The 14,939-nt window shown below is 52.6% G+C and carries 9 protein-coding genes and 1 tRNA gene; 3 read left to right on the plus strand and 7 right to left on the minus strand.

Translation table 11 applies throughout. The annotated features are described in order from the left end of the window. Nucleotides 1-3 precede the first annotated feature (3 nt). Nucleotides 4-1,176: a transcription antitermination factor NusB gene (gene nusB / locus TH63_RS17080; RefSeq protein WP_048922016.1), complete on the minus strand. Its 1,173-nt coding sequence runs from the start codon at nt 1,174-1,176 to the stop codon at nt 4-6. A 772-nt stretch (nt 1,177-1,948) separates the two neighbouring features. Then, on the minus strand, nt 1,949-3,049 hold the full coding sequence (locus TH63_RS17085; RefSeq protein WP_048922017.1) for a Glu/Leu/Phe/Val dehydrogenase dimerization domain-containing protein: 1,101 nt from the start codon (nt 3,047-3,049) through the stop codon (nt 1,949-1,951). A gap of 146 nt (nt 3,050-3,195) precedes the next feature. Between TH63_RS17085 and TH63_RS17090 the strand changes: the two genes are divergently transcribed. The 3 genes from TH63_RS17090 (at nt 3,196) to TH63_RS17100 (ending at nt 6,093) form a co-directional block, all read left to right on the plus strand. Continuing rightward, the gene (locus TH63_RS17090) at nt 3,196-4,983 is read left to right on the plus strand and encodes an ABC transporter ATP-binding protein (protein ID WP_048922018.1); all 1,788 of its coding nucleotides are present in this window, start codon (nt 3,196-3,198) and stop codon (nt 4,981-4,983) included. A 218-nt stretch (nt 4,984-5,201) separates the two neighbouring features. Beyond that, nucleotides 5,202-5,789, plus strand: a complete 588-nt coding sequence (locus TH63_RS17095) for a hypothetical protein (RefSeq protein ID WP_156180678.1) — start codon at nt 5,202-5,204, stop codon at nt 5,787-5,789. Nucleotides 5,790-6,019: 230 nt separating this feature from the next. Continuing rightward, nucleotides 6,020-6,093 (plus strand) — tRNA-Pro (locus TH63_RS17100). A gap of 172 nt (nt 6,094-6,265) precedes the next feature. On the opposite strand, the gene TH63_RS17105 is transcribed toward TH63_RS17100, so the two are convergent. From TH63_RS17105 to TH63_RS17125, 5 genes are all read right to left on the minus strand, one after another. Then, nucleotides 6,266-6,946, minus strand: coding sequence for a DUF2490 domain-containing protein (locus TH63_RS17105; protein ID WP_082161772.1), 681 nt, complete (start codon nt 6,944-6,946; stop codon nt 6,266-6,268). A 158-nt stretch (nt 6,947-7,104) separates the two neighbouring features. After that, nucleotides 7,105-9,129 carry a DUF3857 domain-containing protein gene (locus tag TH63_RS17110; protein ID WP_197088581.1) on the minus strand — a complete coding sequence of 675 codons (2,025 nt, stop codon included), beginning with the start codon at nt 9,127-9,129 and terminating at the stop codon, nt 7,105-7,107. Between the two features lie 101 nt (nt 9,130-9,230). Then, nucleotides 9,231-11,144 carry a DUF3857 domain-containing protein gene (locus tag TH63_RS17115; protein WP_048922022.1) on the minus strand — a complete coding sequence of 638 codons (1,914 nt, stop codon included), beginning with the start codon at nt 11,142-11,144 and terminating at the stop codon, nt 9,231-9,233. A gap of 30 nt (nt 11,145-11,174) precedes the next feature. Next, on the minus strand, nt 11,175-13,211 hold the full coding sequence (locus TH63_RS17120; protein WP_048922023.1) for a DUF3857 domain-containing protein: 2,037 nt from the start codon (nt 13,209-13,211) through the stop codon (nt 11,175-11,177). A gap of 374 nt (nt 13,212-13,585) precedes the next feature. Next, complete coding sequence (locus TH63_RS17125) at nt 13,586-14,761, minus strand: carboxypeptidase-like regulatory domain-containing protein (RefSeq protein WP_197088582.1); 1,176 nt, start codon at nt 14,759-14,761, stop codon at nt 13,586-13,588. Between the last annotated feature and the right edge of the window lie 178 nt (nt 14,762-14,939).

Raw genomic sequence — 14,939 nt, forward strand, 5'->3', positions numbered from 1 at the left:
GGATTATTTGTTGTCCAACAGACCACGCCCCGATTTACGGATGGCGCCGCTGCTGATCAGATCCTGTGACAGCTTGTCTAGCACCCCGTTGATAAACTGCTTGCTCTTGGGGGTACTGTATACTTTTGAAATGTCAATATACTCATTGATGGTCACCTTTACGGGAATGCTCCGGAAAATATGCATTTCGCAGAGCGCCATCTTTAAGATGATCTTGTCCAGCAGCGCTACCCGCTCCACGTCCCAGTTCTGCACGCTGTCGGCAATCATCTTCTCGTACTTCTCGTCGTCCTTGAGGGTCTCATGGTAGAGCTCCTCAAAGAAGGCCTTGTCATCTTCCCAGCTAGGCGAGAGGTCCAGCAACGGCAGGTTCTCATCTGTGTTCTCCTCCAGCATCTTGATGGATTTGTTCACCAGGTTTTTCACCACAGATTTGTTCTCTACCCAGTTAAGGTCTTTCTCCTCAAACAGGGCCTGCAGGTTCTCATCTTTAAAGATAAGGTTTTTGAAGATATGTTTCAGCAGATCATGGTCCTGCTCATAGGTAGGCTCTGGGGTTTCCAGCCAGGCCAGGATCTCTGGGTCGTTTTTTAAGTTGTTGCGGTAGATTTTCTGGATGAGCTCCTGCTCGCCGGCCCAGCTCAGGTTTCTTCTGATAATGCGCTGCTCCAGAAACTTGTTCTGCAGCAGTTTCTGCACTGCCTTGTTGTTGATGAGCGGGTGCAGGTCTGCGTCCTGGCGTTGCGTGAAACGGGTGGCAGCTTTCTTCTCTTCGCCTTCAATGAGGTAGACAATCTCCTGCATGAGGGCCAGGGTAAGCAGGTAACGGTCATAGATTTCCTCTACGGCGTTCACCATCTGGGTCCCGAAGTACTTCAGGTCTTTACGAAGCGAATTCTGGTAAAAGTTGACGGCGGCCTGGGCGGCGTCTAAGATCTCACGGTCTTTTTCCTCGGTGTCAAACTGGCGGGTTTTATACCACTCTTTGAACATCAGGCTGGCAATCTGCTTCTGGCCTTCCAGTTTCTTTCTGTCCTGCGCCTCAATGGCCATCAGGTCTGGGGCGAAGCGGTCCGCAATTAGGTCCAGGGCCAATAAATAATCGGAGCCTTCTGCCTGCACGTAGGCATAAATGGCTTGCATGGCTTTGATACGGAGTATTCTGCGGTTGAGCATGATAATAAGGAAAGAACGTGGTGAACGTGAAAAAAGCGTTAAAAGTTGGCGGGGCCGCAGGGGCCTATAGGACTTTTACGGTATAACCGCCAATTCTGCCGCAAAGGTCCGAACTTGTAGAGGAAGAACCAAACTTGTTCCCTTTTAATTCTGTGTTGGTACTTATGTTGCCGGGTTAAGAGGGATGTAGACGAAGGTAAGCGCGGGTGTTTTGGTACTGGGGAAAAATGGGCTGGAAACCGAGGAGATCTGCCAGAGTGCGCCATTCCCCTACCCCCTTCAAATGGGGACGAAATGCGTGCCCTCCTGTGTAGACACCCCTCTTCGCCCCCCTCAAGGGGAGAGTCTGCGTTTAGTGGGCGGTGCAGCGTTTTGAGGCTGTTTTGCGGAAAACGTGCTCAAAACACAGCATCAAAATCTTTCCCTATTTTACCACGCATTCCCTCAATTCCAGTCTTTACCTCGAGCGCCTCGCTTGTGGCCTTGCAATACCAGAGACTAAGAGAGAATTACAAGCATAGGCCGCAAGGGCAGTGCGAGGGGGAAAGACGGGGCCCCGCGGCCGTGAGCGCTCGGAGGGAAACTATGAAACTTAGAAGCATAAGGACTCAGGCTAGAAAGGACACTACGCTAGCGATAACCGGAATAAGCATTATAGAAACTTAAACCATTCAATTCCTTAAAAAAGAAAAAGCGTTTTGAAGCCGTTTTCTAAAAAACAGCTCCAAAACGCTTTATAAAATCCTCCTCCCAAAAGAGAGAAGAAAGAGAATTAATAGGTTTGCTTGATCTTCGCCATATCATCAATGCGCTTCTGAGCCAGCTGGGTGGCGGCTCTTTGCGGGTGGGTCTCATCCGCTTCGGCTTTGTTGAAGATATTGAGCGTGGTGTTGTAGATCTGCTCAGTCTGCTGCATGGCCCACTCGCGGTTCAGCTTTTTCACCTCTGAGTACACGTTGATGATACCGCCGGCGTTGATCAGGAAGTCTGGAGCATAGATAATGCCGCGGTCTACCAGGGCCGGACCGTGCACGTTCTCATCCTGCAGTTGGTTGTTGGCGCAACCGGCAATGATCTGGCACTTCAGGCGGGACAGGGTGTCATCATTGATAGTGGCTCCCATGGCGCAGGGCGAATAGATATCCGCGTCAACGTCATAGATCTCGTCCAGGCCTACCACGGTAGCGCCGGTATTGGCCGAGATGCGCTTTAAATGGTCCTGGTCAATATCTGTGATGAACAGCTGGGCATTTTCTTTCACCAGGTAGTCTATCAGGTAACCACCTACGTGGCCGGTGCCCTGCACAGAGATTTTCTTGCCGGCCAGGCTGTCATTGCCCCAGGCTCTTTTGGCGGCCGCTTTCATACCCATGTAGGTACCGTAGGCCGTCACCGGCGACGGGTCACCGCTACCGCCTTGTGACTCGGGCAAACCCGCCACGTATTTGGTTTCCATGCCAATGTAGGCCATGTCTTGGGTGGTCATGCCCATGTCCTCGGCGGTGATGTATTTTCCGTTGAGGTTATTCACAAAACGCCCGAACTTGCGCATCATGGCCTCGGTCTTGTCTTTCTTGGAGTCACCTATGATCACGGCCTTTCCGCCGCCCAGGTTCAGACCAGAGATGGCAGATTTAAAGGTCATGCCGCGCGACAGACGCAACACATCACGTAACGCTTCGGCCTCAGAGGCGTAGGTCCACATACGGGTTCCGCCCAGGGCTGGCCCTAACACGGTGTTATGAACGCCAATAATGGCTTTTAGGCCGGTTTCGTGGTCATGGCAGAAAACAACCTGCTCGTGCTGGTTCTCGCTTATCTGGTTAAAAACAGAAGATTCCTGCGTTACGGGTATTTCTTTAAGTTCTATCATGTTGGGTAGAAAGGATAACACCAATTTTCTTTTGTTAGATATTAGAAAAGCGAATTGGTAATTTTGAGGCAAAAATAAGTTTATATTTTAACTACAGCAAGAAAAAACTAACAAGTGTTAGTACGCTGTTCCCTTACGTTAAGTCCGTGAAATCATTAAAATACCTGAATAAATACCTACTCAAATACAAGTTCCGGCTGTTCTGGGGCATTGTGTTTGTGATCGTCTCTAACATCTTCGCCATTATTCCGGCGCAGGTGGTGCGCCACGCCTTTGACCTGGTGCGCGAGGGCATAACCATGTACCAGCTGCATGAGGGCTTCCCGCAGCAGGAGACGGTCTATGACACCTTCGCTAGAAGTACCTTGTTCTACGGGGCCGTGATTGTGCTCATGGCCTTGCTGCGCGGTATTTTCCTATTCTTTATGCGGCAGACTATTATTGTGATGAGCCGCCTCATTGAGAACGACCTCAAGAACGAGATCTACGCCCATTACCAGACCCTGCCCCTCTCCTTCTACCGCCGCAACAACACCGGCGACCTCATGTCCCGCATCTCTGAGGACGTGAGCCGGGTGCGCATGTACCTGGGGCCGGCTATCATGTACGGCATTAACCTTTTGGTTTTGTTCCTGATGGTGATCCCGTACATGCTGTCGGTGAACGTGAAGCTCACCATTTACACGCTGCTGCCCCTGCCCATTTTGAGTGTGAGCATCTACTACGTGAACAACATCATTGAGCGGAAGTCTGACGAGATCCAGAAAAGCCTGAGCGGGATCACCACGTTTGTACAGGAGGCGTTCTCGGGCATCAGGGTGTTGAAATCCTTTGTGCGGGAGCAGGACTCGCACGCCAACTTCACCAAAGCCAGTGACACCTATAAAGACAAATCGCTGGAGCTGAACTTCGTGAACTCATTGTTCTTCCCGCTTATTTTGTTTCTCATTGGCCTGAGCACCATTATTACCGTGTGGCTGGGCGGCAAGGAGGTGATCAACGGCAGTATCACGCCCGGCGTTATTGCCGAGTTCCTGATTTACGTGAACATGCTTACCTGGCCGGTGACCGCCCTGGGCTGGACCACCTCTCTGGTGCAGCGCGCGGCCGCCTCACAGCAGCGCATCAATGAGTTCCTGAACACCAAGACCGATATTATCTCCCAGAAAGACCTGGAGAAAGACATCAAGGGATCCATCGTCTTTGACGAGGTGGACTTCGTGTACCCAGACACGGGCATCCATGCGCTCAAAAAGCTGTCGTTTCAGATCAACCCCGGTGACACCCTGGCCGTGATTGGCAACACGGGCTCGGGCAAGAGTACCATTGCCGCGCTGGTCTGCCGCCTGTATGACGCCACCGGCGGGCGCATTCTCATTGACGGCGAAGACATTAGAAACTACAAGATCACCAACCTGCGCAGCCAGATCGGCTATGTGCCGCAAGACGTGTTCCTGTTCTCAGACTCCATCAGAAACAACATCGGGTTTGGGGTAGATGACTTGTCTGAGGAGAAGATGCTGCAGGCCGCCAAAGACGCCGACGTCTACGAGAACATTATGCGCTTCCCGCAGCAGTTTGACACCGTGTTGGGCGAACGCGGCATCACGCTATCGGGTGGGCAGAAGCAGCGCGTTTCCATTGCCCGCGCCCTGGCCCGCGAGCCCAAAATCCTGATCCTGGATGACTCGCTTTCGGCGGTTGACACCAAGACCGAGAACGCTATTCTCAACAGTTTGCAGCGCGTCATGGCCAACCGCACGTCTATCATTATCTCGCACCGCGTGAGCTCCGTGAAACTGGCCAACCGCATTCTGGTGCTGGACGATGGTGTGGTGGTGCAGCACGGTTCCCACGAGGAACTTATGGCCGACATTGATGGCCTGTACCGCGCCCTCTACGAGCGCCAGCTGCAGACCGACGAGGTGGAATAAGCCGTTTCAGGGCCGTTTTCTCAAAAACAGGCTTAAAACGCAATACCGGAGAAGGAGCCCTTGCCATGCAGGCGGGGCTCCTTTTTTTTTGTTCTTGCCCTTCCGTTTAGGTATTGCCATAGACCTTTGATTCGCTTACATTTAGCTTACAGATACTACTGATGTTTTCTGCTGTAAACTTTGCCCAGACTCCCGCTCTTTCTAACCGCTACGCCCTTATGAATAGAAGCTGTACGCTGTCCCGGTTTTGTGCGCTGTTGCTGCTTTGCCTGCCTTTCACCGCCTGCGATCTAATTAATCCTGCTGCGCCAGATCCCCTCAAGATTGACGAAGACCTGCACCTGAGTTTCAAAACCCCGGACTGGGGTACCAAAATGGACTGCACCCAGCTGGATCTGCCGTCTTATGGGTTGAATACCCAGACCTACTACACCTTTGGCACTTCGGTCTCTAGCAACAACACGTTCTTCTTGTCTTTCCCTAAAGACAGCAGCGCCATGGTGCTCCCGGCCAACCTCAAAAAGTACCCGGTGCAGGAGTTAGGCAACCATACCCTACCTTTTCAGTTCTCCATGAAGGTGCCGGTATTGGAAGGCAGCAGAGCCTCCCTGATCAGCAAGGAGGGCCTGTCTACGGATTCTTACAATGAGGTGGTGGCCGTGAAATATGTGGGGCGCAGTGGCCCTGATGCGCTTTTCCAGATTAAGGGCCGGTATAAAATGCAGATGGTGGAGGTAAACGCCCCTAACGCGCCAAAGCTGGTCTCAGGCACCTATCACCTGAAAGTGAAAACCACCAGACTGTAGCGCCACCTCTCCCCTTCCGGGGAACGCAGAAGTCCCGCCAAACCAACAGCTGACGTGCTTTCCCTGCCGGTGAACGGAGCAAAACTATCGTCACCAGCGGATAAACCAGGCGGCCTGGCCCCTTTGGAAGAAAGATTTTTGGCAGAAGGCCAAGTTTTTACCCCCACAAATGATATCTACCCTTTTGCTTAAACTGAATTTTCACTTTCTTTGCAACAGATACCAATGATCGGGATGTAGCGTAGCCTGGTATCGCGCCAGCATGGGGTGCTGGAGGTCGCAGGTTCGAATCCTGCCATTCCGACGAAAAAGCAAAAGCCCGTTGTTCCTGAGAGCAACGGGCTTTTGCTTTTACCCTGTTAGGCGTTTTAGGCCTGTTTCCCGGAAAACGGCCCCAAAACAGGAGAGTGGCATTTCCGTGCTTCGCCGCCAGGCGCAAGGCTTACGTTTCCACCTGAGCGCCTGGCTGCCCGTCCCTATTCCATCTGCCCGAAATCATGCCGGAGAACAAACACGCTGAAGTGCTGGTGCTTGCCGGTGCCTACCAGTTGTGACATCCACATGCCTTCCAGGGTAAGGTGCTTGTTGACCACGTAGCCCAGGCCGCCGTAGACCCGGTTGCTGTCAAAGGGCTGGTCTCTGATAATCACCCGCACCTCGTTGCGCAGAATCCCATACCAGGGTGTTTCCCCTTCGGCGTCTGGCTTTATGGGCACGCGTAGCCCCAGCAGGTACCGCAGGCGGGTATGGTAACCTTGGGGTAGCCACCGTTCCTCTACCTGGTACCTATGTGAAACGCCCACGCTCCCCACTTGTCCCCTCACTGTGATTTGCTGGTACAGGCGGTTCTCATGGGTATAAGTAGTCTCTTCAGGGGTAAGGTAGTTGCGGTTAAACAAATGGGAATAGCCGGCCGCTACCAGAACAGGCAGGTCCTTGAAGGCTTGTTGCACCTCGGCGCCCGTAAAGGCCACCCGCAGGTCGGTTACCGGCTTATAGGTCCGGTATTGCAGGTGGGCCGTAAGGCCCCACTGCGGGTTTACCCAATAGGTGCCGGAGTACTGAAGCCAGTGGTTGAAATTATTGGGTTGCCCCTGGGTTTCAGGGGCCAGGAGGAACCCAGCCCACATACCCAGAAAGCAGAAAAAGGATCTCATAATGGTTCAAACTAAACTGCTAGCAAAGGCGCTGGCCCCGTTTTTTAGGTGCGCCGGTTACAAAAGAAGCCTTGCTCCAGAGCAAGGCTTCTTTTGTAACCGGCGGCAATATACGGCATTAACGCCAAAGGAGCTTAGGCAACGATTAGGCTGGCAGCCTATATCTTCTTCTTTAGCACAATCTTCTCGGCGTGTTTGGCCACCATGCGGCTGTAGAACTCCCGAAGGTTGCCGTACTCCTCTGCATTGAAAGTAGTTTTACTGATGTTTAATTTGCTTAATACCTGCAGTTGGCCGTCTACCATTTGGGCCACATAGGTGAATTTGGCGGCACCGCCGGGCAACGTGACAGAGGCCGGCTGCGGCATCTCCTCCAGTTCATACCCGTCAGGTAATTGGTACTTGAACAGATAGGTCTCGTCTACCGGCGTACCGAAGTCAATGGGATACTGCCGGGTCGCCAGCTTGAACGGATTCTCGGTCAGGGCATGCGTGACCATGGGGGAAAGGTACAGCAGGGCGGCGGGGCTGGTGTCTCCGGTTCGGTTCAGTTGGTATTCCTTTTTGAGCGGTTGTTGCAGGTTTTCCAGGTTCTGGATCTTCACCCCTTGCCTCACCCAGTCCGGACCGGCGTTACCGAACTCTTTGATATAGGTTTCCTGCCCTGTGCTCCTGATGGAAGAGCGGGCCAGTAAGGCGGGCACGCCCAGGTAATCCTCGGTAAGGGTACCCGTGACCGCGCCGGTAGACTGGATCTTAAGCTGACCAGACACCAGTTGTGAGTTTTTCTCTGTGCCCAGAAGGGGAACCCACTTTCCGGCGGGCGCCTGCACTACCCAGCCTTGCCCGTTAAGGCACCGCAAAGGCAGCATACCAAAGGGCAGATCTTTCTCGGTGGCGTCTAACAAGTAGCTCTTTCCCCCCACGGTTACTTGGGAGATCACGTAATCAAACTTGCTGAGCATGGGCGAACCCACCAAAGGCTTGCCATGGTCCCGGGTGCTCACCAGCATAGGGTTGGCGTCTAATCCCGCTTCGCGGAGCAGGGCTGTCAACAGCAGGTTCACCTCAGAGGAAGAGCCTTGCCGGCTGTCATAGGCCTTGCGCAGGTTTTCTGTGTAGATGCGGTGCCTGCCGTTCCAGTGCATGTTGGTTTTTACGTGTTCCAGCACAGCCTTTACCTGCTCCAGCGCCTCTATTTTGCCGGCCACTAAACCTTCGGCGGTCTTTTTAAGGAAGGCCGTGTTGGCTAATTGGCCCCCGAATTCCTCTTCCTTGAGCAGTTCTTTGGTAAAGCTTTCCCAGTCACCGGACACGTACTGGGGCTTTTCATCTGGGTACTGCACCTTGGAAAGCTCAAACTCCAGTTTTGAAAGATAGTCTTTAGCGCTGGACAGATAGGGCTCTGCGGTAAAAGCGGGCACCTCTTTCATAACCCACCGGTAATTCACCACCGACATGCTGAGAGAGCCACTTTTATCTACCTGAGCTAAGCCCACCCCTGTCTTCCAGGAAATGGGTACCGTTTTTCTGACCACATTGGCTTCTTTTATGTGAAACGGATGAAGCCCATACCTGGCCTGGCTATACTCATAGAAAGGCACCATACCTACCCGGTACTCGCTCCACTGCACCGGTATGGTGTGCTGGAACTCCCACTCCCGCAGGAGCTGGAAAAAGTCTGATTTGATGGTGTAGGTCAGTTCCACCACAGACCCCACTTTCACCCCGGGCATGGTGAGTTTTTTCAGGTACCAGTTGGCATCCTGCTTTTCGTCAAAAATGGCTTTGTCGTCCAGCTTGAGTTTCACCATTTCCCCGTTCTCCAGATTATAGGTAAAGCCCTTCACGTTTGACACTTCCTCTTTTCTGCCATCCCCCTTCCTGAAATAAGGGATAAGAAAGTTGGCCTGGTCCAGGCCGTTCTTCTTGAGGATCTTGATTCTGATAATGCGTTTGAATTGTAATTGGGTGTTGTCATTGAAGAGAAAAGAAGACTCCCCCAGGTCATATAGCACCACGGCGGCGGCACTGGTGTCTGGGGCGTACGAGGTCATCTTCACGTTTTCTGGCGTGACCTGCCCCAGTTTAAAGGGATCCTGCTCACAGAAGCCCGGGGTATTTACGCCCAACAGGATCAGCAGCACCAAAAGACCTTGCTGTAAAAGCCTGGTTGTACTCATAAGAAACGGGTATTTAATCAAAGAAAGGATTGGCCTTGCACCGGCCATAAAGAAAGGGAAAAGGGCACTGCATTTTTTCCGCAGCGCCCCTTCCTGAAAACTTAGGTGGTTTCTGCGGCTAACACCACCTGCTGCTGGTCTGCCCTGGATACCTGCTTAAGAAAGTTTACCAGCTCAGCGTATTTGGCCGCGGCATGCCGGCCTTTGTGCATGGTAAGCTGGCGCACATACACCAGTTTGTTGCCTTTCATCTGCACCTGCGCCTGGTACTCCCCAAATACAGAGGCAATCTTGACCGGTTGCGGCATGCTCTCCGCTCTATACCCTGCCGGTATCTCGTACTCCACGCTGTCTACGTCATGGAAAGACATGTTCCAGACTACCTCATGGGTGCGGGTCTCCTGGAGGGTGGGGGCACTGTTCCAGCGGTTCATGAGATTGGGCGTGATAAAGAGACGTTTCCCGCTCACGGAGGCCAGCCGGGGTAGTTCCAGCTGCAGTTCCTCTTTCAGTTTGGGTTGGTCTTTCACTTTATCCAGCTTGAAGTTCTTTATCTCAAAGGCTGGTATCTGGGTGTTCTTGTAGAGCCATTTGAGTTGCTCTTCTGGCTTGTAGTTCTGTAGTACCCCGGTTCTGTCTTCATGCTGAATACCGGCATAATTGGTCACTGCAACCCCGCTGCCGCCGCCCTGGGCATTCAATTTTACCTGCACCGTGCGAGTCTGGCTGTTATCCTTGGCCGTGAAACGGGGAGTGGACACGCGCTTACCGCCTTCCGGGGTAATGAGCAGAGAGTACCTATCGCCTGTAGAGGAACCGGTATAGCCCATGTCGGCCATCTGGCTGGTACACTCCAGCCATACGGTGTCTTTTGCGGTAGGCACACACAGGATCACGTGGTTAAACTGCATGTTGGCAAAATCAGGCAGCATGGTGCGGTTGTTGTCCCCGGCATCAATGAGGGCGAAATAACTTTTAATGCCCGCGGCCTCCAGCAAAGATTTGGTGTAGTTGCTTAACGCCTTGCAGTCTCCGTAGCCCTTGCTGTCTACCATGGTGGCCTCAAACGGCTGCCAGCCTCCTATACCCAACTGGATAGAGACGTAGCGGGTCTTGTTCTGCATGAACTCGTACACGGCCTTTATCTTTTCCTCCTGCGTAGGCAAGGCCTTGACCATGTTCGCGATCTGCTGTCTGGTAGCCTCAGGGATCACATCACGGCCGGCGTTCAGTTTATTCTGCCACTCACCCAGGCTTTTCCAGGTCTCTGAGGTACCGGCGTAGCCTTGCACCTCAAAAGTGGCGGGGGCGGTACGCACCCGGGGAACCAACTCAAAAAAAGACGGGCCGTACGGCTCCCTTTCTACCGGCGCCAGGTCTTTCACCTGCCACTTGTAGGTTTGCTGCGTGCCTACCTGCTGAATGGTCACTTTTTCCGGTACCAGTTGCTCCAAATACCGCAAAGGCATATTGGCAGGCATGGTCACCTGAAAAGACGCTCTTTCCACGGCCAGTTTCTCAGCGTCTAGGGGTGTCCAGCCGGAGTAGAACAACATGTTGCTGGAGGTGGTCTGGTACTCTATCTCAATGGTGTAGGGGTACACGTCAGAGGTCAGGTCGGCCACTTTCAACCGGTTATCTTCATAAAGCGAAAAATCACTGGTGTTGCTGTAATCCTTAATGTCAGAGGTCTTGAGGGTCTTTGCCTTTTTGCCTACTGCATCATACCCCGTGACTTTGATATAGTCCACTTTAATGAGTTGGTCATAAGGCAATACCAGGCGGGCGTGCCTTTTGCCTTCCTCATTGAGAACGGTCACCACCCGTCTCACCTTCTCAGTGGCAGACTTGGTGGAGTTGACGGTGAAAACGGTCTCCTCAGAACGCACCACCGCATTGGCCCCCTTAGACAAGGTGGCATTAATGGTGAACGCAGGGAAAAAAGGAGCCTCGCCTGCCCAGGCATTGCTGCCCACCAGCACGGTGAGCAGCAGTAGTATCAGCCGGTTTTGCATGGTTTTAAAGAAAATAAGCCTGAAACGCGATTACCCTTTCTTCTTCAATACAATCTGCTCGGCGTGCTTGGCCACCATCTGGGTATAGAACTCCTTCAGGAAGGAATATTCCTCGGCGTAGAACACAGATTTATTGATGCTCATCTTGCTCATGATTTGTATCTTATTGCCTTGGTTCTGGAGCACATAGGTGAATTTTCCGCCGTTTTCCGGCAACACCAGCGAGATGCTTTTGGGCATTTCCTCTACCGCGTAGCCGTCAGGAATGGTAAAGCTGCAGACATACACTTCTTCTGTAGGCTGCGCGAAATCTACGGGGTATTTGCGGGTGGCCAGCTTGAAAGGGTTCTCCTGCTGGGCCTTGAGCAACATAGGGTTCAGGTAGATGATGTCTTTGTTCTGGGTTTCTTCGGGGCTGGACACTTCATACTGCAGACCGAACGGCTTCTGGTATTCTTTCAGGTTCTGCAGCACCGGCTTTTTGCGCTCCAGCAGGTTCTGGCTACCGGCAATTCCTTTCAGGAACTTCTCTTCGCCGGCTTCCTGCACATTGCGGCGCTGGCTCACGGCCCAAAGACCGCTGGTAGACTGGCTAACTTTGCCGGTTAAAACCCCCGTAGGTAAAATCTGCAATTCTGCGCTCAGTAACTCGGTGGTACGGTCCCCTGATTTCAAGGCTACCCAATCACCCGCGTTTTTGGCCACCAGCCAGCCTTGCCCGTTCAGGCATTGCTTGGGCAGGTACCCCAGCGGCATCAAAGGATCTGTGGCATCCATCAAAATGGTTTTGTCACCAATCTTGGCGTAGGCAACCACATAGTTGAAGCGGCTTAATACCGGGGTGTGGGGCGCGCGGCCATTGTCACGGGTACTCAAGATCACCGGGTGGGCCTCAAACCCGGCGTCGCGCAGCATAGCTACCAGCATCAGGTTAATATCGGCTACGTTGCCCGTTTTGGCGTCAAAGGCTTTGCGAAGGCTGCTGGTCACGTATTTTCCAGATTGCCCGTTCCACTTCACAGACTTCTTTACAAACTCATACACGGCATTTAAGCGGTCAACAGAATCTTTGATGGCCAGCATGGAGGCCACCTCGTTTTTGAAGAACCCGGTGCGGTTCAACTGCAGACCAAAGCTCTCCTCGGCCATTAAGTCGTCGGTGAGGGAAGTCCAGTTACCGGCAATCCGTTTGGCTATCTGGTTGGGGTACCTGATCCATTCCAGCTCAAATTCCACTTTAGACACGTAATCATTCAGCGTGGTGATATAGGCCTCAGAGGTGATGGCGGGCACATCTTTCATGACCCATCTGTGGTTCACGCAGGCGGCGTTTACCATCTCTGAACCACCAGCCGTGCGGCCACCTCTCAACCCAGGCTCCACGGAGCTGCTCCAGGTCACGGTAAAGTTCATGGTGCCGGGCAGGGCCTCATTCACCGCAAACGGCTCATAGCCCTGCGGTATGTGCTTGTACTGGTAATACTCCGGGATAGAGGCCCGGTACTCGCTATGCACCACCGGGATAGAGCGCTGGAACGTCCAGTCACGGAGGTTAAAGAGAAAGTCTGAGGTGATGGCATAGGAGATCTCCAATACGGAGCCCTCTTTCACGGCCGGCAGGGTGAATTTTTTGTTGGACCAGTTGGCAGATTCCTTTTCGTCAAAAATGGCTTTGTCGTCCATTTTCACTTTCATTATTTTGCCGTCTTCCAGGTTGTAGGTAACCCCTTTGATGTTACTCACCTGCTCTTTCCCCACGCCCGTTTTCTGGTAGTAAGGCACCACCATGTTGGCCCAGTCATAGCCGGTTTTCTTCAGGATCTTGATACGGATAACGCGCTCAAAGTTCACCTTGAAATCACTGGCATAGGTAAAATAAGAACGGCCATAGTCGGCTAGGATAACGGCGGCGGCGCTGGTGTCTTTGGCGTAAGCTTTCATCTTGAGTTCCTCTTCCGTCACCTTGCCAAACTTAACCGGTGCCTCTTGGCCCGAGGCGGAAAAATGGAACGCACAGAAGAGGGCAGCCAGCAATAGCCTTGCCTGGAAGGGGATGGAAGGGAGCATAAAAGAAAGGGATTAGTAAAGGTTTAGTATAGAATTTAGTTTATAGTTATAGTATGCCAGGTTCTATTTAAATAGGCGAATCAAACACTGGCCGCTTCTTTATGAATATGACTAAGTAATTTATTACCGAAATAAAATATGGTATTCTGAAAGTGCTGCTTGCCCTGGCAAATGGTAATGGACTGTTGTTTAAACAAATAAACAGGACGTGCTTTCTCGCAGATTCAACCTTTATATGGACTAAAGATAATTATAATTTTAATTTCATCTAAAAAAATTAAAATTATTGATGAGTTGAAAAGCTAACCCTGGCTTTTTATAGTCACATTTTAACTAAAGCGGGTTACGGCGCCATAAAAACGGGGAAAGGGGTCCTATTTCGCCGTCGGGGTATAGTCCAGAGGCAGCATCTCGGCCAGCTTTTCCCAGCCCCAGTAGCCCTCTATCAGGTGGGAATACGGGTTCAGGATCATGCCCGTGGGCTCCAGAAACGTGTAGGGCTCCAGCAAGGTGAGTAAGGACGTTTGCCAGGTAGGGGTACGGCGCGCACCAAAGGTATTTTGGCTCAGAAACCCGGCCTCTTCCCTTTCTTTAGTGTAGACCACGTTCAGGAAATCTGTGAATTGCAGCCGGGTCTGGCCAGTGGAGGTGTCTTTCCGGATAAGCTGGTCATAGGGAATGGCGCCGGTGAACAACTGGGCCACCTGCTTGTCCAGGCGGGACATGCGCAGCCAGTAGCTCAGGCTATCTTCGGGCCGACCGGGTTTAACATAGGTAACCACCATCCCTTTGCTCTGGGCCCTGGCCCGCCTGATACCGGCCTGGATCTCTTGCTCTGGCGGACGGTTGGGGTTAGGAATGCGGCGCAGCTTGCGCACGTTAAAGCCTTCGGCCTCCAGGTTCTGCGCATAGAGCGCCCGCCCAAAGTGCATCATGGAGCCCCGATACGCCTTTAGGCGGGCGGCGGCCCAGCGTTTCTGCTGCGCCTTGCTCCGGGGTTTCATCTCCACAAACCTGGGGTAACCCGCATGGAAAACCCGCTTGTCTTTAAAACTCATCTCAAAGGCCTTCAGCCCGAAATACAGCCTATAGCCCAGGGCCTTGTTCTCAATGACCAGTTCTTCGTCGGCCTCGGCGGTGAGGGTACTTTCCTGGGCGTCAAATTTAAAGTGCAGGGCATTGGCGTTCACAATCTCCGTGGCCGCGGCGTTGGGGCTTCTGCCAATAAAATTCTGGAAGAAGGTTTCATAGTTGCCTTTCCAGTCGGGGTCAACGCGCACCACCACCTCCTGCAGCGCATTGGCCTTGGGCGAGAGCTCAAACCGGAAGGACAGTTGCTGCCCGGGCTGCAATGTTACTGCATGCGAGACAGACTCATATCCCAGAAAAGACACTACCAACTCATGGCTTCCGGCAGGCAGCGCCGCCAGTTTAAAGGTTCCGTTCTCTGCGGCATTGGTGCCGTACGTGGTTTGGGCAATAAAGACCGTGGCAAAGCCCAGCGGCTGCTTGGTATTGGCATCTACTACCGTGCCTATGATACTGCCCATTCCCTGGCCAAAAGCGCTAGCAGAGAAAAAACAAAACAGCAGAAGCAGCAAAGACCCGCTTTTCCGGCACCCGGGGAAGAAGAAAGAAGGCATAGCAAAATATTTACCCAGGAAAGATAGAAATCTGCCGCCAGAAAGAATATTGCCAAAGCCGTTTTGAGCCTGCTTTTAGCAAAAC

The sequence above is a fragment of the Rufibacter radiotolerans genome, assembly GCF_001078055.1.
Lineage (GTDB): Bacteria > Bacteroidota > Bacteroidia > Cytophagales > Hymenobacteraceae > Nibribacter > Nibribacter radiotolerans.